Raw genomic sequence first — 18,896 nt, 5'->3', positions numbered from 1 at the left:
TCACTGCCCCTTGCTGGCGTAGAACGCCTCGGTGGCGTCCTTGGCGGGCGCCCACCAGCTCTCGTTCTCGCGGTACCAGTCGATCGTCGCAGCCAGCCCGCTCTCGAAGTCGGAGAAGCTGGGCGTCCAGCCCAGTTCGGTGCGCAGCTTGGTGGAGTCGATCGCGTAACGCAGGTCGTGTCCGGCGCGGTCGGTGACGTGATCGTAGGCGTCGCGGGGCTGACCCATGATCTCCAGGATCAGCTCGACGACGTCCTTGTTGTTGCGCTCGCCGTCGGCACCGATGAGATACGTCTCGCCGATGACCCCCTTGTCGAGGATCGTCGCCACCGCAGAGGAGTGGTCGTTGGCGTGGATCCAGTCCCGGACGTTCTCCCCCGCGCCGTACAGCTTCGGCCGGATGCCACGGATGACGTTGGTGATCTGACGCGGGATGAACTTCTCCACGTGCTGGTAGGGGCCGTAGTTGTTCGAGCAGTTGGAGATGGTGGCCCGCACGCCGAACGAGCGCACCCATGCGCGCACGAGGAGGTCGGAGCCGGCCTTCGTGGACGAGTAGGGCGAGGACGGGTTGTACGGCGTCTGCTCGGTGAAGCGCTGCGGGTCATCCAGCTCCAGATCGCCGTAGACCTCATCGGTGGAGATGTGATGGAAGCGGCGATCGTGCTTGCGAGCGGCTTCGAGCAGGGTGTAGGTGCCGACGATGTTGGTGTCCAGGAAGGGACGGGGGCTGTGCAGCGAGTTGTCGTTGTGGCTCTCGGCGGCGTAGTGCACCACGGCATCGACATCGGCGAACAGCTCGTCGACGAGCTCCGCATCGGTGATGTCGCCGTGGATGAAGCGCACACGGTCCTTCGGCAGGCCGTCGAGGGACGCCCGGTTCCCGGCGTAGGTCAGCGCGTCCAGCACGCTCACGTGCGCGTCGGAATTCTCCACCATGTAGTGGACGAAGTTGGATCCGATGAAGCCGGCACCGCCGGTGACAAGGAGACGGGTCATGCGTGTGCTCTCTTCAGAAGGTCCAGCAGATAGGTGCCGTAGCCGCTCTTCACGAGCTTCTCCGCTCGCTCCCGCAGCTCGTCGTCGGTGAGGAAGCCCTGCCGCCAGGCGACCTCTTCGGGCGCGCCGATCTTCATCGATGTGCGTCGCTCCATCGTGCGGACGTAATCCGCGGCATCGGTCATCTGATCGAATGTTCCGGTGTCCAGCCATGCGGTGCCCCGCGGAAGCACCTCGACCTGCAGCTTTCCGCGGCTCAGGTACTCACGGTTGACATCGGTGATCTCGTACTCCCCGCGCGCCGACGGCTGCAGGTTGCGAGCGATCTCGACCACGTCGTTGTCGTAGAAGTACAGTCCGGGAACGGCGTAGTTGCTCTTGGGCTCTGCCGGCTTCTCCTCCAGGGAGATGGCATTGCCCTCGGCGTCGAACTCGACGACGCCGTACGCCTCAGGCTCCGCGACCCAGTACGCGAAGACGGCGCCGCCGTCGATGTTCGCGAAGCGCTGCAGCCTCGTGCCCAGGCCCGGTCCATACAGCAGGTTGTCACCGAGGACGAGGGCGACGGAGTCGTCGCCGATGAAGTCCGCGCCGATGGTGAAAGCCTGTGCGAGCCCGTCGGGCGAGGGCTGGACGGCGAAGGTGATGGAGATGCCGAACTGCGACCCGTCCCCCAGCAGGCGCTCGAAATGAGCCGCATCGTGGGGGGTGGTGATCACCAGGATCTCGCGGATTCCCGCGAGCATCAGGGTCGACAGCGGGTAGTACACCATCGGCTTGTCGTAGACCGGAACCAGCTGCTTCGACACGCCCAGCGTGATCGGATGCAGACGCGTGCCGGATCCCCCGGCGAGAATGATGCCCTTCACGGTTCCATGGTGTCATACGGGCCCTGCGAGAACGCCCCGCCGACACGCGCCGACGTTGCGCGACTCGGACACGAGCCGGTGGCAGACTCGTCAGCAACGCCAGTCACAACAGTAACAGTGGCATCATCAGTCACTTTCCGTCAGAATGGGGCAGTGACTCCGACGCTCCCCACCCGTCGCCGTGCCCTCGTCGCGGCTCTCGCGTCGGCCGCGCTGTGCCTCTCCCTGCTGGCCGCGCAGCCGGCCCTCGCCCAGTCGACGCCGGATCCCGCCGTCAGCACGGCTTCCCCGTCGCCGAGCGACTCCCCGATCACCGAGACGCCGGATCCGACCCCGCAGCCGGGCGAAACAGGCACGGCATCCCCGTCGCCGGAGGCCACGTCACCAGAGGTCGTCGAGACACCCGAGCCCGTGCTCAGCGATGAGCCGGCGCCAACGCCCTCACCCTCCGTCACCGGAGGACCCGCGATCGCCGCCGCGGCAGCCTTCTCGGCGACGCTCGCGGAAGCCTCGGCCGCGGTGGCCGGCTTCCAGGCCGGGAACATCATCAACGACGCGACGTTCACGAACAAGAACACGATGTCGGCGTCCTCGATCGACACGTTCTTCCGCAAGATGGTGGGGACCTGCCAGTCCGGCTACACCTGCCTGAAGGACTACCGCCAGAACACGCCCAACCGCTCCGCCGACTCCTACTGCAGCGGCTACTCGGGCGCTGCCAACGAGTCCGCGGCCACGATCATCTACAAGGTCTCCCAGTCCTGCAACATCAACCCGCAGGTGCTGATCGTGATGCTCCAGAAGGAGCAGGGACTCGTCACCCACACGTGGCCGAGCCAGTGGCGCTATGACATGGCACTCGGACAGGGATGCCCCGACACGGCGCCGTGTGACCCGGCGTTCGCCGGATTCTTCTACCAGATCTACGGCGCGGCCCGCCAGATGAACATCTACATGGAGGGGCGCTACTTCACGTACTACCCCGCGGGCCGCACCTCCAACATCTACTGGCACCCCAACGCCAGCTGCGGCGCGGCTCCGGTCTACATCTCCAACAAGGCCACGTCGGCGCTCTACTACTACACGCCCTACCAGCCCAACCGCGCCGCACTGAACGCGGGGTATGGCGAGGGCGATGGCTGCTCGAGCTACGGCAACCGGAACTTCTACCTGTACTTCAACCAGTGGTTCGGCTCCACCCAGGGCGGCGGCACGCCGACGACGCCGGCGGACAACGTGCGCATCATCCGCGCGTCCGACGCCCCGGCCGTGTATCTGGCCGCCGGTGGCACCCGCTACCAGATCTCCACGGCCGCCGATCTCGACGCCTACACCGCGACCTTCGGCTCGATCGTCATCGTCTCCTCCGCCGAGGTGTCTCGCCTCGGCAACGGCGGAGTGGTCACCCGTTCCGTGCGTGATCCCCGCAACGGCGCGATCTACCTTCTGGAATCCGACCGCACGAAGCACCGCTTCCGCACGGTGGAGTCCGTGACGCAGTTCGGCTACCGCGCCGAGAACGCGCGCGATCTGCCGGCGTCGGTCATGGACGCCTTCGCCACGGGCGCCGAGGTCGGCTCCGTGTACCGGGTGGGTACGGGATCGCAGGTCTTCACCGCCCGGTACTCCCGCTCTCAGTACGTCTACGACGCCACTGCGCTGAGCGATCGGCTTGGGGCGGAGAGCACCTACGTGGCCACCATGGACCCCGCGGCGGCGGCGCGCATCACGGCCGGCGCCACCTACTTCGGCGATCGGCGTCTCGTGCGGGCCGCGTCGTCCGCCATGGTCTATCTGACGACGCCCACCGGAACGCTGGTTCCTGTTCCCTCGCTGGATCTTGCGGCGCTGTTCGGTGCCTCCGGCGTCACCGCCGTGGCCGACTCCTCCGTCAGCTCCTCCGCCGTGACCCGCACCACGCTGCTGCCGGCCGTCGCCTGCGGGCAGGAGGTCCGGGTGCTCGACGGATCCGCCTGGCGCCGGGTGACGAACGCCACCAACGTACGCACCACCAAGCTCACGGCCGCCGACTGCGAAGGACTGCCCGCGATCTCGGGCGCCACCCTGACCGGACCGATCTTCGCTCGTCCCGCGAGTGGTTCCGCGGTCTACTACTTCGACCCGTCCGGCTCGCTTCGCCACGTGGTGAGCTACGCGGATCTCGTCGCCCTGAACGGCGCCCCCAACCGGGCCATCCTCACCGTCTCCTGGGCTCAGGCCGCGATCACGGTGTACGGCGTCGGCAACCCGCTGGTGGCGCGGGAGGGCGCGCTGCTCTCGTTCGCCGGAGACCCCGCCGTCTACGTCGTGCAGAAGAACACCATCCGCCACGTCCTCACCTGGACCTCCCTGGTCTCGCTCAGCGGCGGCTCCACCCCGAGCGTGGACCCGCGTGCGGCATCGGTGAAGGCCTCGTTCACGCTGGGCAAGCCGTATCTCGCCGATCGCAACGCGGTCCGCTTCGGCAACGCTGACGAGATCTACATCGCCGAGAGCGGGAAGCTTCGCTACGTCGCCACCTGGGACACCTTCGTGAGCTACTACGGCGGTCAGATCCCGAACGTCGACAGCCTGCCCACCTCGCAGCGGAGCAAGTTCGCCAATGGAACGCCGCTGCTCAAGAACGGCAGCTTCGCGCGGTTCGGGACCGACCCCAAGATCTACTACATGGACGGCACCTCGCTGCGTCACGTGACGACATGGGAGGCCTACCTCCGCCTGGGAGGCAATGCCACCGCCAGCGGCGTGGCGGTCGTCCCCGGCAAGGCGTCCGACTACCCCATCGGATCCCCGATCAGCTGATCGCCCCTCTGCGGAGAAAGGCCGTGCTGTCCCAGGACAGCACGGCCTTCCGTTTCGGACTCAGCGCCTGCCCGCCTCCCCGCGTCACCTGCGGCGGCGCGGATCGCGGATCAGTTCGCGAGGCCGCAGGAGGTGACCTGGTAAAGCTCGGCCCCCGGCTCACTCGCGACCAGGCGCGCGTACGGCGAGTCATCGAGATCGTCCAGGCCGCTGAAGTCCGGATGATCCGACTCCATGAACTCCCCGCCGTCGAACACGAGGATGTAACGCACCCCGGTGGCCTCCAGCGCCTGACACATCCGCGGGCTGTCGCCCTCGGTGTCGAAGGAGCTGTTGATCACGGCCGCATCCGGCGTCTCGACCATCAGGAGGTGTGGCATGAGGACCTCACGGCCGCTGATGCCATAGGCGAAGGAGGTCCCCGTCCAGGGGTTGCCCGCGATCACGTCGCCCTCGGGCACGTACTCGTCCAGCTCCGAGAGCAGCTTGTACTCCCCGGCGGACAGGATCGGGCCGTCCGTGCCCTCACCATTGCCGTAGGCAACGTGCAGGTCGGTCTGCGCCTGACGCAGCGCACCGGAGTTCACACCCAGCAGAAGCAGCACGGCGAAGACCCCCAGCGCGAGCGGTATGACGCCGCGCAGGCGCCGCAGGCGTGACACCGTGAGAAGGCGCACGACCAGCCGCACCAGATGCTGGGCGCCGAGCGCCGCGATCGGAACCACCGTGATGACCCAGATGCTCGCCAGACGCGGGGGGTTGTTGTACCACGGCCCGGTGAGCCAGGTCCGCAGTGTCTCGAAGGGCGACCCGGCGACGATCACGTAGAGCGCCCCGCCGATCACCAGCATCCCCAGCGCCACCGCCCGCAGATAGGTCGGGCGACGCAGGGCCGTGACGGCTCCCACGAGGGCGAGGAGTGCGAGGAGATAGGCCACGGGGTAGTCGAACACCGCCGCTGTCACCACCTCCCCCACCGCGGTGGGGAGCGTACCGGTGACGGGCCAGTAGATCTCCTGAGCCGGTGGACGGACGAACTTCAGCACGACGATGCCGACGACGCCCAGCGCGATCATCCCGGACAGCACCAGCGCCCGATCACGCGTCCGCGCGCGGGTCCGCCACAGGTGGAGGGCGAGGGCGAGCACCGACGGGACCGACAGCGCGAGCACCGCCAGGAAGGCGCTCGGGTGCGCCAGGGCGACACCCGGCAGGAGCAGCACGACGAGGAGTATCGCGTCCTGTCTGCGGGGCGCGCGATGCGGGCGCAGAACGGTGATCATCGCGGCGATCGCGACCGGGGCGATCGCGAGCCCCAGAAAGAGCGGATAGACGGGGCCGTAGTGCAGGGGCAGGTACGGGAACGCGGGCGAGGCCGCGGCGAGAACCCCGCCCGCGACGCGAGCCAGCGGGCTCGAGCCGAGCAGGCGTCCGGTGAGCAGGACGATCGAGGCCGGCCACACCAGCGCGGCGGCCACGAACACCAGGGCGTTGCTCGCCAGCGCGACAGAAGCGCCCGACAGCTGAACGATCAGCGACGCGACCGCGTGCCAGCCGGACGGGTAGAAGAGCAGATTCCCGGGCGAGGTCATCGTTCCCACCCAGAACGGCGATGCATTCCCGGTGTCCAGCACGTACTGGATCGCGTTCACGTGGAAGAAGTTGTCGTAGCGCTGATTGATCAGCGTGGGGTCCCCGATCGCATGGGCCAGCACCCAGGTGATGAGCGCCGCAGGGGCGAGCATCGCGAGCGCGCCCGCCCAGACACGCAGCCCGGCGGGTCGCCGACGAGCAGCCGGGGCGACGGGCTTGCCCACCCAGCGCATCCACGCCCACGCGGCCACCGACGCCACCGCTGTCAGGGCCAGCACGGGCAGGATGTTCCAGCGCAGCGGCGTCCACCCGGCGATGACCGATGCAACGGTGATGAGAGAGACCGACAGGGGCGCTGCGGCCCCCAGCAGCCACCAGCCGCGCAGACGCAGGAAGAAGCCCAGGACGAAGCCCGGTACCGCCAGGACCCCGATGGCGGCCAGCACCGCCGGGAGGAATCCGATCCAGGTGTCGAGGGAACCGCTCATCGCCGGCTCAGGCGGTCACGCGCGGGGAGTCGACGTAGTCGATGCGCGGGTTGAAGGTGATGCCCTGCAGCCACTTGCGCATCAGCTTGGCGCGCAGGGGCAGCGAGACCCGCCCGCGGTGCAGACTGACGAACAGGCGGGCACCGAACTCCAGGTAGTACAGGAATCCCTGGTGGTGCAGGCGCCACGACGCCTCGTTGCGCACGCCGTAGGAGAATTTCCAGACGCTCTTGGCATCGACCATGGCGAAGTTGACGCCCTTGTTGTCGCCCATGTCGTGCACCACGACGCTGTCCATCACCTGGACACCGGGGCACAGGCGCGTCATCCGCTGCGTGTACTCCCGGTCGTCGAACCAGATGAAGTACTCCTTGTACGGCAGTCCGTAGCGCGCTATCGCCCACCGCGGGATGAGCACCGACACGAACGAGCAGGTGGTCACCATCACGCTGTTCTGCCCCTTGACGAGCAGCCGCCCCCAGTCCCACGTCGGGATGGGGTTGTTCATCTCGCAGATGTTGCCGTCGGTGTACTCCACCACCGAGCACGCGAAGGGAACGTCGCCGCCGAGCTCGTCCACGGCCTCGTCGAAGCCGCGGACCATGTTGGCGAGCGCTTCCGGCTTCGGGTAGCAGTCATCGTCCATGATCCACACGTGATCGGCCCCGGTCTCGTAGCCGCGACGCATGCCCTCGGAGAACCCTCCGGCGCCACCGGAGTTGGTCGCCATCGTGATGACCTCGTGCGGCACCGTCGTGGTCAGGGAGGCCAGGTACTCGGCGGTGCCGTCCGTCGACGCGTTGTCGATGATCAGCAACGTCTCGACGGGGAGGGTCTGCGCCTCGATCGAGGCGATGACGGTCTTGAGCTTCTCCAGGCGGTTGAACGTGACCACCACTGCTGCGACGGCTACCATGTCGCCACCTCCTGTGCGAACCACTCGCCCGCCGATTGCGTGTTCATCAAGGTCTTCTCCGCTTCGCGTTCATCGTGCCAGAGCTGTCGGCGGGCGGCTTCATCCCCCGCCAGCCGCAGCGCGAGATCCGCCTGGGCGCGTGCCGCGAGGAACGCGTTGCGCGAGGTGAGCGCCCGCGCAGGCACGATATCGGACTGGGCACCCACGTCCGTGGAGATCACCGGCACGCCGGCCGCGATCGCCTCGAGCGTGGTGAGGGTCAGTCCCTCGTTGTGCGCCGTGATCATGAGCAGGTCGGTCTCGGCATACGTCTCCGCCACGGGCACCGACGAGTCGCGCCGGATGATCACGTCCGTGAGCCCCTTGCCGGCGATGAAGTCCTCGATCGCCCCGGCCATGTCGCCGTCGCCGTGCATGATGAAACGGATCGACGGGTCGGCCGCGTGGATGCGCCCCACGGCCTCGACGAAGACCTCGGGGGCCTTCTGCCGGGCGATCCGGCCGACGAAGGACACGGTGAAGGGGCCGTCACTGCGGGGGCGGAAGACCGGCTCGACTCCTTCCGCCACGGTGAGGCCCACCAGCGGAGCCATGACGATCTTGTCCGCATCGATGCCCTGCACATCACGCATCCAGCGCTCCAGAGCAGGCGAGATCACGTGGTGCGTGGTGATCGGCGCATCGGCCATGACGGCGGAGGCGGGGTAGCCGCCGCCGCGGTACTCCACGATGTGGGTGGTGTCGATGATCGGGATCTGCGGACGCGAGGCGCGGATCCACGGCAGTCGATCGTAGAGCCATTGGTTGTGGTGCACGAACACACCGCGCACGTCCCAGGTGCGAAGGATCGCGCGCAGCAGTTCCTCCACCCCCGGAGTCTGCGAGAGCGCCGTCGCCTCCGAGAACGGGATGGTGACGGCACCGTCGAGCTCGGCGCGATCGATCCACGGCTGGTGCGAGTCGCGGTTGGCCAGCACGATCGGCACGAAGCCCGCGTCGCGGATCATGCGTACCGTCTCGAACGCCCAGCGCTCGGCGCCGCCCATCTCGAACCAGTGCATCCCGACCAGGACGGCCCGCGGCGCGCCGGCGGGGGCTTCCACCGCAGGGACGAGGCGAGCGTCCTCATGGATTCCGCCCGGGAGGAAGTCGGCGGCGTAGTCCCGGCGCGGCACCGGCGAGTGCAGCGGGCGCCGGTGGCGCAGCAGCTCCAGATCGCGCACCTGGTCGTACAGCAGCGGCGTGCGTGAGCGGATCGCCCGGAGCGCGCGGCGCACCGGGTCGGGTGAGATGTCGCGCGGCGGGTCGAAGTCGAGCACGCTGTCGCGGGGAATGTGGATGTGGCGGATGTCGCCGTCGATCAGCTCGTCCGCCGGCGCCTCGACGGCTGTGTGCTCCCGCGGCTCGTCGGCGACGAGGCTGCGGATCTCGGCGGTCCACAGCCGGCGCTGGAACGCCCGGGACGCTCCGCTGAACGAGCTGTCATCCGTGGTGCGCGGAAGGTCGGTGGGCCCGCCGTCATAGGCGATGAGGCGAAGCGTCCGTCCCGGCGCCATCAGGGCGTGAAACGCGCACGCCCCCGCCAGGATCCGCTGCTCGCGCACGCTGAGATCGGCGGGGATCTCATCGCCTCGGAGGATCTCGAACAGGGCGGGCTCGCCGAACTGGCGCTCGATCGACACGGGCACAGATCTCCACTCTCGCAGGTACCGGAGAAGCCTACCAGCGGCGTTTTTCCGCCCTGTCAGGGCGCGCTCAGGTGACCGGGACTCGCGGATCAGGGCTCTCTCAACGTCGCGACACTCAGCGCCATTAGGATGGTCAGCGCCCGCTCGGCCGGATCCTCCTGGTCCGGCAGCCCGACCACTGAGGAGCAGAATGACGCGATCGTCCACGGACGCCGCGACGCTCGAGCGTCCGGGGCGCAGCCACGGCCTGCTCGATGTCTTCGATCACCGCTACCTGCTCTCGCTCATCGTCCGCAAGGAGATCCAGATCCGCTACCGCGGTTCGATCCTGGGCTGGCTGTGGTCGTATGTGAAGCCTCTCGTGCAGTTCGTCGTGTTCTGGCTGGCGATCGGCGTGTTCCTCGGCCAGAACAAGAACGTCGAGTTCTTCCCGATCTATCTGCTGTCGGGCATCACCGTGGTGACCTTCTTCAACGAGGCGTTCTCCAACGCGACCCGATCTCTCGTGGACAATGCGGCGCTGATCAAGAAGATCTACCTGCCCCGCGAGATGTTCCCGGTGGCGAGCATGCTCATCGCGGCGGTGAACACCCTGCCCCAGGTGGTGGTGGTCATCGTGATCTCGCTGTTCTTCGGCTGGGCTCCCTCGCTGCTGCAGGTGGCCGCGATCCTGCTCGGGCTCGTGCTGGTGGCACTGCTGGCCACCGGGCTCGGCCTGCTGTTCGGATCGATCAACGTCACCTTCCGCGACGCGCAGAGCTTCGTGGAGATCATCACGATGTGCGCCGTGTGGGCGTCGCCGGTGATGTACCAGTGGACGATGGTGCAGGCGGAGATCCCGCACTGGCTGTGGGTGATCTACCGCCTCAATCCGATCACCATGGCCGTGGAGCTGTTCCACTTCGGCATCTGGGGCGGACTGCACCCCAAGAACGCTCAGGTGATCGACGGCCTGTGGACCTATGTCGGCATCGCGTTCATCACCAGCCTCATCCTGGTCTTCGTGGGCCAGCTCGTCTTCCGGCGCCTGGAGGGTCGCTTTGCCCAGGACCTCTGAGAACACCGTGCCCCGCATCATCGCGGACGACGTCCGCAAGGCGTTCCGGCTGCGGCACACACACTCCATCAAGGAGACGGCGCTCGCCGCCGTGCGACGCAAACCCATCACGACGGACTTCCGTGCTCTGGATGGCGTCTCCTTCCAGATCGGCGAGGGCGAGGCCGTGGCGCTGCTGGGCTTCAACGGCTCCGGAAAGTCCACGATGCTGAAGATGATCTCCGGTGTGCTCACCCCCGACTCGGGTGAAGTTCTCACCCGGGGGCGCGTGGCCGGGCTCATCGAGGTCGGCGCCGGATTCCACCCGGACCTGTCGGGCCGCGAGAACATCTACCTCAACGCGGCGATCCTCGGGATGACGCGCAAGGAGACCGACGAGCGATTCGACTCGATCGTGGAGTTCAGCGAGATCGAGCAGTTCATCGACACCGAGGTCAAGCACTACTCCTCCGGCATGTTCCTGCGCCTCGCGTTCTCGGTGGCGATCCACACCGAGGTGGACATCCTGCTGATCGATGAGATCCTCTCCGTGGGTGACGAGCCGTTCCAGAAGAAGTGCCTCGCGCGCATCCGTGAACTGCACGCGGCGGGCAAGACGCTCGTCGTGGTCTCCCACGACCTCGACATGGTCTCCGATCTGTGCGAGCGCGGAATCCTGCTGCGCGGTGGCACCGTGGAGTTCGACGGGGACAGCAAGCGCGCCGTGGAGCTGATGCGCGCCTGATCACGCGCATTCGCCCGTCGGCATGTGCGGGGCTAGGCTGGTCCGATACCCGACGACGTGCATGGAGGTGCCGCCCGTGAGGAGTGCCCTGCTCGGCGCCACAGGATTCGTGGGCCGCAACCTCCGCGCGGCGCGAACGTTCGACGACCTCTACGACTCCCGGAACATCGGCGACATCGCGGGACGCACCTACGATGTGGTGTTCTCGGCTGCGACGCGCGCCGACTCGCACCGGATCAATGCCGATGGCGGCGCTGATCGCGCGGAGATCGACACCCTCATCGAGCGCGTCTCACGCGCTCGTATCGAGCGGCTTGTGCTGATCTCCACCGTTTGCGTCTTTCCCGCCGGGACGACGCCGGATGAGGAGACGATGCCCGACGAGAACGGCCTCACCCCGTACGGGCGTAATCGCCTGCACATGGAGCGCGTGCTGTCCGAGCGCTTCGACACCGTCGTGCTGCGACTGCCCCAGCTGTACGGCGACCACCTGCGCAAGGGCGTGGTGCACGACCTCCTGCGCAACCACCGCGTCGCGCACATCCGGCCCGACGATCATCTGCAGCACTACGACGTTCGTCGGCTCGCGGCGGATGCCGCCACAGCGATGGCGGCGGGGATCACCACCCTGAACATCGCCACGGCGCCGATCCGCAACGACCAGCTGGCCGAGCGGGTGTTCGGAATCGACATCCGGGGCCAGGAGCCGCCCGAGCCGCCCAGCCCGTTCGCCGCCATGTACACGCGCGACATGCGCACCCGGCACAGCGCCCTCTTCGCCGGTACGGAGGGATACATGACCGACGCCGCCGGCGTGCTGGCGGGCCTTCGTGCCTTCGTCGACCGGGAGCGCGCCGGTGCGTGACGGTCGGATCGTCTCGGCAGTCATCACCTGCGCGGGCCAGGGCACGCGGTTCGGATCGAACAAGCTGCTCGTGAACCTGGGTGGGAGGACCGTGCTCGAGCGCACCGTCCGTGCGCTCTCGGTGGATCCGGTCGATGAGGTCATCGTGACCGCGAGCGCCGAGAATGCCGACCTCTACCGCCGCATCCTCCGAGACGCCGGGCTGGACGTCACGGTCGTGATCGGCGGTGCTGAACGGCACCTGAGCGCGCGGCACGGACTGCAGAGCACCCGCGGCGAGATCGTCGTGGTGCACGATGGTGTCCGGCCATTCGTGCAGCCCACCGCCGTCTCCGCCGTGGTCGATGCGGCGATGCAGCACGGGGCGGCCATGCTCGGGACCCCCAGCACGGTGCAGATCAAGCTCGTGGGCGAGGACGGCTTCGTGCAGGGCTCCCTGGAGCGCCAGCACAGCTGGATGGGCCAGACGCCCCAGGCCTTCGACCGCGATCTGCTGGCGACCGCCTACGACCGCGCCGTAGCATCGGGCTACTCACGAGTGAGCGACGACGCGGATCTGGTCCACGAGTTCACCGGCACAGCGGCCCGCATGCTCACCGGAAGCGCGGAGAACATCAAGATCACGACGCCGCAGGACCTCGCGACCGCGCGCCTCATCGCCGAACGGCGCACGGCGGACGAGCGCTGAGGCGTCTGGCCCCTCAGGAGCCGCGCAGCGGATTGTCCGAGCGCAGCCGCTCGATGACGAGGTCGTAGAGCTCGTTCACCCGTCGGGCGTCGGTGCGGATCTCCCAGAGCTGCTGGCGCAGGTCGGCGTTCTCGGCTTCGAGAGCCGCGACCCGCTCGCTGAGGGGAGCCACCGCCTCCATCGCGGCGAAGTCCGCATCGCCGAGACGCTCGAGCTTGCCATAGGCGCTCGGCGCGATGCGGCGCGCGAGCGAGCGCACGGTACGGCGGATCCGGTTGATCATGTCTCCTCCAGGAACAGGGGGGCATCGGTGCGATCCACGCGCACGGCTGCGGTGCCGCGTGTGCCCGTACCGTCCGGGCGCGTTCCGCGCCGGAGCACGCGTATCGCGAGACGCCGCCCACGCGCCTCCTGCTCCAGCCAGGCCGTGGGCATGTGCCAGGTGCGCGGAAGGGTGGCGTCGTAGTCGTGGGCGATGTCGGTGTCGTCGATGAAGTGCGCGAACCCGTTTCCGCGCAGCATGAGCTCGAGCATCATCAGCAGGTTGTGCCGGCCGTCGGCGGTCATGCTCTGCAGCAGGTGGCTGCCGAACACCACCCATTCCCGCCCCTCGGCGAGGAGCTCGGCCCCCAGCGCCAGAACGGCAGAACGGTCGTTGAGGTTCAGGAAGCGGTAGCGGACGGCGTCGTCGTCGAAACGCCCGGCGAGCGCCAGCGCCTCCAGACTGTAGTCCACGCCCAGCACGGTGTGCCCCGCGGCGGCGATCCTGCGCGCCCACGTTCCGTCTCCGCACCCCACATCCAGCACACACGCTCCCGGCGGCAACGCCGCGATGAAGGCGTCCACCTCTTCCGCACTGCCTTCGCCCTGCGGGCCGGATGCGGCGAGGTAGTGCTCCTCCCAGGCGTCGCGGCCGTGGTTGAAGCTGCCGAACCAGCCGTCGAAGCGCAGCACGGTCGAGGGCGGGTCGGGGAAATGGAACGACGCGTCCGGCACCCGCCACGATGGCCCGTACGCGAACGCGAGCCAGGCTTCCGGCACCGCAGGGGCAGGGAGGGAGGTGCCCTCGATGTCCAGTGCGACCGGCGGGACGAGATCAGCCGCGGCGATTCCCTCACCGCGCAGCGCAAACGGCTGATGATAGGTACGGCCGCGGAAGAACCCGGTGAACACGTCGATGTAGTGCTCCGGGAGACCGGCATCGTCCGTGAAGTGCACGGCGATGTGCGCGAGGCTGTGCCGTACCACGGTGAGGCCCTCGCCCCTGAGCAGGCGTTCCATCCGCGTGCTCTCCAGGGCGAGATCGGAGGGATCGCTGTGCGCGGAGAGAAAGGCCAGGTCGATGTCGTCGTCGTGCGCGAGCATCCGCCCCTCCCGGACGACGCCCAGGAGTGCTCCGCCGACCACGAACGGATCCCACCCGCCGCGCCGGAGCAGGTCCACCACGCGCCGGGCGCTGACCAGCATGCGCTGGCGAACCCCGTCGCCGCGTCCGTCGTTGACGGCGCCGAGCGTATCCCACTTGTTCATCGCGAGCAGGCGCCCGCGTCCGTCCACGAGTTCGAGACGCTCGTCCACACCGGCGAACCGCATCTCACGAGCCGCCAGCTCCGCACCGCTCACGACGTCGTGAACGCTGACACGCGTGGAACCCACGAGCCGCGCACGCAGCGCAGCGGGCCACTCGAAGTGCACGTGTCCGTCGCGCGCAGCCGGGACCGTGGTCGTCCACACCCGGTGCCCGTCGAATCGCACGTCTACGCGCGTCACCTCGCGCACGGCGACCTCGGCGATGACGAGATCGGGTACGGCCTCCACTGGCAACACCTCCGGCGTGCTCGGGTTCGCACGCTCCCTCACCCTATCGGTGAGGCGGCAGCCGCACGAGGACTCCTCGGGATCCGGGCGTGTTCCCCCGGGCGCGTCCGACCTGATCGCGCGCCTATGCCGACCCGACGGAATCCCGCTCCACGAGCGTGGGCAGCAACAGGCTCCGCGTCAGTGCCGTCGAGCGCGATCCGTGGATCCGCGCCAGGCACATCTCGAACGCCCGATCGCCCAGTTCCTGCTTCGGGGGCGAGATGGCGGTGAGAGGGACGGGTGCGAGTCCGGCGACCTCGTCGTCGTAGGAGATCACCGACAGATCCTCGGGGATGCGCACCCCCTCCTCCAGCGCCACCTCCTCGAGTGCGATGGCGTCCACGTCGGTGAGGACGATGAGTGCCCGGATGTGCTCGGCCTCGCACCGGCGGATCAGGTCCACGAGGTGTGAGCGCTCGGTAGCCTGACCGCTGGCGTCACGCGGCAGCTCGGTCACGAACGAGCGCTCGTGCGACCGCACGGCTGCGGCGAACCCCCGCCGCAGCCACACGGAGGTGGCGGTGCCGGCCCGCAGCGCGAGGGCGATACCCGAGTGGCCGGCGTCACGCAGGCGCTGGACGGCCAGCGCGACGCCTGCCTCGTGGTCGGTGCGCACGGATTCCACCTGGCCGAGGGGCCGCATCGGATCGATGCTGCGCTCGGCGATGGTCACGGGAATGTTCTGCGCGCCCAGCAGATCCCGCAGCGCGGTGTCCTCCCAGTCCGCGTTCGCCGGGGTGATGATCAGGCCGTCCACACCGCGCGCCACGAGCTGGCGGACCTGTGCGCTCTCGCGGTCGCTGCGGTAATCCGATACGGCCAGGGCCAGTCGACACCGACTGCGCGAAGCGGCACGACGGATGCCGTCGACCACACCGTGGTAGTAGTAGGTCGCGCTCGGCACGATGACGCCGATCGTGGCGAGCGGCGTCGATGCCCGTACACCCGACTCACGGGGAGAAACCGCGCCGCCATGCACCCGTACCAGGAGCCCGTCCGCCTCCAGCTGCGCGAGGTCTCGCCGCAGCGTCATTCCCGAGACGCCGATGCGCGCGGCGAAGTCCGCCACCTGCAGGGCGCCGCGCACCCCCAGCTCGGACAGGATCCGTTCACGACGCTCATCGGCAAGCATATGAACATCTTCGCCCATGAACGCTCAGAGGTGCGCAGACTCAGAGCTCGGCGTGCAACTGCCAGATGCGCTCGGCGGAGCTGTCCCAGGAGTAGGCGCGCCCGCGGTCGTCGCTCAGCACGCCGTAGCGCTCGGTGTCGGCGAGCACCTCTGCGACCGCGTCGGCGAGGTCGCGCTCCTCCGCAAGCACACCGCCGTCGGCGATGACCTCGCGGTGAGCGGGTGTGTCGAGGGCCACCACCGGCACCCCGAGCGCGAGCGCCTCCACGACCCGCCACGGCCAGGCAGTGCGCGTGAGCGTGGAGATCAGCAGCTCCGAGCGGGCCAGCACCACAGCGCGATCGGCCGCATCCAGCTCCGGACGCACCTGAAGGTGCCGCTCCGGCACGCCCGCAGCGGAGGCGAGCTCCCTCACCGCGGCCTCCTGGTCCGCCGGCACTCCGATGATCAGCACGGCGAGGTCGTCACCCGCCTGTCCCGAGACAGCGGCGAGCGCCTTCCCGAGGCCGTCGGACGGCGCCGTCGTCGCGTCCGTCACGACGTAGCGTTCGGGAAGCACCAGATCCCGGGCGCGCGCATCGGCGTCGGTGGGCTCGCGGAACCCGGACGGTGCTGCACCCGCCACCACCCGCACCCGGTCACCGAAGGACCACTCCTCGTCGAGGCGGGCGGCGTGGGCAAAGGTGGGCACGACGATCGCGTCCGCGTGTTTGACGGCGCGCTTGAGCATGCCGCGATTCCAGGTGACGGCGGTGCGGGCCACCTCCGACGCCGCCTCCCAGGCCCGCAGATCCCACAGCGTGACGACGCTCTGGTCGCCGTCGTTCACCCGGTCATGACGCACCAGCGGGGCGGCCAGGGTGGTCGAGTGGATGAAGCCGCCCCCGATCGAGGGAGCGACCCCGAGCTGCCAGGCGGCAAGGAGCTCCCGGCGGGCGAGAGATGCCACCCGGACCCCGGAGAGGCCCGGCACGAGCGTGGTGAGATCCGCCTCGCCGCCGGGGACGATGGCCGCCACATCGCACCCGTCCGGGGCCATGCGGATCAGAGCGCGCGCGGTCTCAAGCCCGGCCGTCGCCTGGTCCGAGAAAGACTGTGCCGAGGCCTGATCGATCACCACACGAAGGGTCGCCGTCATGTCTCCGACCCTAGTGCTCGCCGCCGACACCGCCCCTTCGGCACCCCGGAGGTCGGGGGACGCTCAGGTTGTCGTCAGGGCGCGGGAGTGTCCTCCGCGGCCGGCGGATGCAGCCTCTCCTGGATGAGCTGCTGGATCGCGGTGAAGTCCGGGCTCGTGTCATCGATCGTGCTGCCGTCCAGGAGCGGGGTGCCTTCCGGGGTGAGCTCGATCTTCTGCACCTCCTGCGACTTCGCCTTCAGAGCGAGGTTGAGGAAGGGCTGCATCATCGACTGCGGCACGTCCGTCTCCATGACAGCCGTTCCGGCCTTCGCGATCTCCTGGAACCGCGAGAGCACGTTCTCCGGGGTGAACTGCTTGAGCATCGCCTCCTGCAGCTCACGCTGGCGACGCATCCGATCCCAGTCGCTCGTGGTGTAGCGCGAGCGCGCATACCACTGGGCGGTGTTCCCGTCCATGTGCTGTTCGCCCTGCTCGATCCACCCGATCGCCCAGTCCTCCGCCGGCTGCCCCTCGTACGCGGGGCCACCGCCCTCGGGAAGCCGCTCGGTCACCGTGATCTGCACCCCGCCGAGCGCATCGATCAGCGCCGCGAAGTGGTCCATGTCGATGAAGACGTAGTACGGGATGGTGATGCCGAGAACGCCCTCGGCGGCGTCCTTCGTCGCCTCGATTCCGGGGGTGGAGCCGTTGGCGACCGCATCGGGATACAGGCCCTCGTCGGCGCGGCAGATCTCCAGCTCGGTGTTGAGCTGGTTGATGGCGCTGGTCCAGCCGCACTCCTCGTCTGCGACGCCGTAGTGGCCGTCGGGATAGAGGTCCTGCATGGGGCCGGGGGCGAAGGGGACATCCGGCATATCGCGCGGGATGCCGGTGATGGTGACCGCGCCGGTGTCGGCGTTGATGGACACCACGGAGATGCTGTCGAAGCGCATGGAGTCCCGGCCATCGCCGGAGTCCGCGCCGAGCAGCAGGATGTTGTAGTACCCGTCGGAGGGCGCCACGGGCGGGGCGCTGGAGGCGAACACGCTGCCGAGCGTGTCCCGGGTCGTGCCGACGATCCCCGCGGCATAGGTCGCCGTGCCGCTGGAGACGACGAGCAGGCCCGCTGCGAGGGCGGCGATGCCGAACCGCGATGCCGTCCGGATGCGAACGAGCTTCACCAGCATCAGGGTGTTCAGCCCGAGGATGATCCACAGCACCGCATAACCGATGAGAAGCCCCTGGGCGAGCACGGTGATCGCCGCGAACAGCCAGCCGACACCGATGAGCCAGAAGTAGAAGTCACGCAGCAGCACGGCGATGAGCACGGCGATGACGAGGAGCGTCCACATGAGGATCGTGGCTCCGAGGCCGAAGCGCCCGAGCTTCCGGTTGCCCGCCAGAACCTGCGGGGAGCCGGGGATCAGGAAGCCGAGGATCACCAGCCACCAGCCGCGGCGGGTCATCACCGCACGATCTGCCGCGTCAGGGTGACGCATGGGCTGGGTGCGGATCGCGGACCCCGCCCCCGTCCGATCGGCGACGAGCGCGGTCACAACGATCCCTTGAGCCGGATGTTCTTCTGCTCCACCTGAGCCTCCAGGTCGCGCGCGTAAGCCTCGACCGCGTCGGCGACCGCGGGGTCGGAGGTGCCGAGGATACGCGCCGCCAGCAGTCCGGCGTTCTTCGCGCCGCCGATCGAGACGGTGGCCACCGGGATTCCCGCGGGCATCTGCACGATCGACAGCAGCGAATCCATGCCGTCCAGTGTCGCCAGCGGCACCGGGACGCCGATCACGGGCAACGCCGTGATGGAGGCCAGCATGCCCGGCAGGTGCGCTGCACCCCCGGCGCCGGCGATGATCACGCGCAGGCCGCGTCCGCGTGCCTCCCGGCCGTAGCGGACGAGCTTGTCCACCGTACGGTGCGCCGAGACGACCTCGACCTCATGCGGCATCCCGAACTCGGTCAGTGCCGCGGAGGCGTCCGCCATCACGCGCCAGTCCGAATCGGAGCCCATGACGACGCCGACGAGCGGGTTCTCGGATGAATGCAGCGCAGAGGTCACCAGAACAGGCTAGGGGGCCCGGCCGAA

At 68.6% G+C, this 18,896-nt stretch carries 16 protein-coding genes; 5 read left to right on the top strand and 11 right to left on the bottom strand.

The window, feature by feature from the left end:
- Window positions 1–999 carry a dTDP-glucose 4,6-dehydratase gene (gene rfbB, locus LQ566_RS15245; RefSeq protein WP_231092628.1) on the bottom strand — a complete coding sequence of 333 codons (999 nt, stop codon included), beginning with the start codon at window positions 997–999 and terminating at the stop codon, window positions 1–3.
- Entirely contained in the window at window positions 996–1,868 is an 873-nt protein-coding gene (gene rfbA, locus LQ566_RS15240; protein ID WP_231092627.1) for a glucose-1-phosphate thymidylyltransferase RfbA, read from the bottom strand. Before rfbA ends, rfbB begins: the two co-directional genes overlap by 4 nt.
- 153 nt (window positions 1,869–2,021) lie before the next feature.
- Between rfbA and LQ566_RS15235 the strand changes: the two genes are divergently transcribed.
- Window positions 2,022–4,670 carry a hypothetical protein gene (locus LQ566_RS15235; RefSeq protein WP_231092626.1) on the top strand — a complete coding sequence of 883 codons (2,649 nt, stop codon included), beginning with the start codon at window positions 2,022–2,024 and terminating at the stop codon, window positions 4,668–4,670.
- A gap of 110 nt (window positions 4,671–4,780) precedes the next feature.
- On the opposite strand, the gene LQ566_RS15230 is transcribed toward LQ566_RS15235, so the two are convergent.
- The 3 genes from LQ566_RS15230 to LQ566_RS17720 are packed head-to-tail and all read right to left on the bottom strand — an operon-like array spanning window position 4,781 to window position 9,355.
- Window positions 4,781–6,751: a DUF6541 family protein gene (locus tag LQ566_RS15230; RefSeq protein WP_231092625.1), complete on the bottom strand. Its 1,971-nt coding sequence runs from the start codon at window positions 6,749–6,751 to the stop codon at window positions 4,781–4,783.
- A gap of 7 nt (window positions 6,752–6,758) precedes the next feature.
- Window positions 6,759–7,667, bottom strand: coding sequence for a glycosyltransferase family 2 protein (locus LQ566_RS15225; RefSeq protein WP_231092624.1), 909 nt, complete (start codon window positions 7,665–7,667; stop codon window positions 6,759–6,761).
- Window positions 7,661–9,355 (bottom strand): glycosyltransferase, encoded by a 1,695-nt coding sequence (locus LQ566_RS17720; protein WP_231092623.1) that lies wholly within the window; start codon window positions 9,353–9,355, stop codon window positions 7,661–7,663. The genes LQ566_RS15225 and LQ566_RS17720 overlap by 7 nt, the downstream gene beginning before the upstream one ends.
- Before the next feature lie 190 nt (window positions 9,356–9,545).
- Here LQ566_RS17720 and LQ566_RS15215 point away from each other — a divergent pair, with 190 nt between their 5' ends.
- The 4 genes from LQ566_RS15215 (at window position 9,546) to LQ566_RS15200 (ending at window position 12,689) form a co-directional block, all read left to right on the top strand.
- Window positions 9,546–10,412, top strand: coding sequence for an ABC transporter permease (locus LQ566_RS15215; RefSeq protein WP_231092622.1), 867 nt, complete (start codon window positions 9,546–9,548; stop codon window positions 10,410–10,412).
- Entirely contained in the window at window positions 10,396–11,136 is a 741-nt protein-coding gene (locus LQ566_RS15210) for an ABC transporter ATP-binding protein (RefSeq protein ID WP_231092621.1), read from the top strand. Before LQ566_RS15215 ends, LQ566_RS15210 begins: the two co-directional genes overlap by 17 nt.
- Before the next feature lie 76 nt (window positions 11,137–11,212).
- Window positions 11,213–12,001: an NAD-dependent epimerase/dehydratase family protein gene (locus LQ566_RS15205; RefSeq protein ID WP_231092620.1), complete on the top strand. Its 789-nt coding sequence runs from the start codon at window positions 11,213–11,215 to the stop codon at window positions 11,999–12,001.
- Window positions 11,994–12,689, top strand: a complete 696-nt coding sequence (locus LQ566_RS15200; RefSeq protein ID WP_231092619.1) for an IspD/TarI family cytidylyltransferase — start codon at window positions 11,994–11,996, stop codon at window positions 12,687–12,689. Before LQ566_RS15205 ends, LQ566_RS15200 begins: the two co-directional genes overlap by 8 nt.
- Before the next feature lie 13 nt (window positions 12,690–12,702).
- Here the strand turns inward: LQ566_RS15200 and LQ566_RS15195 are convergent, their stop codons facing one another.
- The 6 genes from LQ566_RS15195 to purE form a co-directional block, all read right to left on the bottom strand.
- Complete coding sequence (locus tag LQ566_RS15195; RefSeq protein WP_231092618.1) at window positions 12,703–12,972, bottom strand: hypothetical protein; 270 nt, start codon at window positions 12,970–12,972, stop codon at window positions 12,703–12,705.
- Entirely contained in the window at window positions 12,969–14,507 is a 1,539-nt protein-coding gene (locus LQ566_RS15190) for a class I SAM-dependent methyltransferase (RefSeq protein ID WP_231092617.1), read from the bottom strand. Before LQ566_RS15190 ends, LQ566_RS15195 begins: the two co-directional genes overlap by 4 nt.
- 124 nt (window positions 14,508–14,631) lie before the next feature.
- Complete coding sequence (locus LQ566_RS15185) at window positions 14,632–15,681, bottom strand: substrate-binding domain-containing protein (protein ID WP_231092616.1); 1,050 nt, start codon at window positions 15,679–15,681, stop codon at window positions 14,632–14,634.
- Between the two features lie 40 nt (window positions 15,682–15,721).
- Window positions 15,722–16,819, bottom strand: a complete 1,098-nt coding sequence (locus tag LQ566_RS15180; protein ID WP_231092615.1) for a glycosyltransferase — start codon at window positions 16,817–16,819, stop codon at window positions 15,722–15,724.
- A 74-nt stretch (window positions 16,820–16,893) separates the two neighbouring features.
- Entirely contained in the window at window positions 16,894–18,357 is a 1,464-nt protein-coding gene (locus LQ566_RS15175) for an LCP family glycopolymer transferase (protein WP_308071082.1), read from the bottom strand.
- Window positions 18,354–18,821, bottom strand: coding sequence for a 5-(carboxyamino)imidazole ribonucleotide mutase (purE, locus tag LQ566_RS15170; protein ID WP_231092744.1), 468 nt, complete (start codon window positions 18,819–18,821; stop codon window positions 18,354–18,356). The genes LQ566_RS15175 and purE overlap by 4 nt, the downstream gene beginning before the upstream one ends.
- Between the last annotated feature and the right edge of the window lie 75 nt (window positions 18,822–18,896).

Source organism: Microbacterium nymphoidis (assembly GCF_021044885.1).
In the GTDB taxonomy this organism is placed as follows: Bacteria; Actinomycetota; Actinomycetes; order Actinomycetales; family Microbacteriaceae; genus Microbacterium; species Microbacterium nymphoidis.
The sequence above is the reverse complement of the archived record's forward strand: the minus strand, read 5'-3'. Positions and strand labels throughout refer to the sequence as shown.

Coding starts and splice junctions, on each gene's coding strand:
- rfbB (WP_231092628.1), bottom strand. CDS start 999: ATGACCCGTCTCCTTGTCACCGGCGGTGCCGGCTTCATCGGATCCAAC.
- LQ566_RS15230 (WP_231092625.1), bottom strand. CDS start 6,751: ATGAGCGGTTCCCTCGACACCTGGATCGGATTCCTCCCGGCGGTGCTG.
- LQ566_RS15225 (WP_231092624.1), bottom strand. CDS start 7,667: ATGGTAGCCGTCGCAGCAGTGGTGGTCACGTTCAACCGCCTGGAGAAG.
- LQ566_RS15215 (WP_231092622.1), top strand. CDS start 9,546: ATGACGCGATCGTCCACGGACGCCGCGACGCTCGAGCGTCCGGGGCGC.
- LQ566_RS15195 (WP_231092618.1), bottom strand. CDS start 12,972: ATGATCAACCGGATCCGCCGTACCGTGCGCTCGCTCGCGCGCCGCATC.
- LQ566_RS15185 (WP_231092616.1), bottom strand. CDS start 15,681: ATGCTTGCCGATGAGCGTCGTGAACGGATCCTGTCCGAGCTGGGGGTG.
- LQ566_RS15180 (WP_231092615.1), bottom strand. CDS start 16,819: ATGACGGCGACCCTTCGTGTGGTGATCGATCAGGCCTCGGCACAGTCT.
- purE (WP_231092744.1), bottom strand. CDS start 18,821: ATGGGCTCCGATTCGGACTGGCGCGTGATGGCGGACGCCTCCGCGGCA.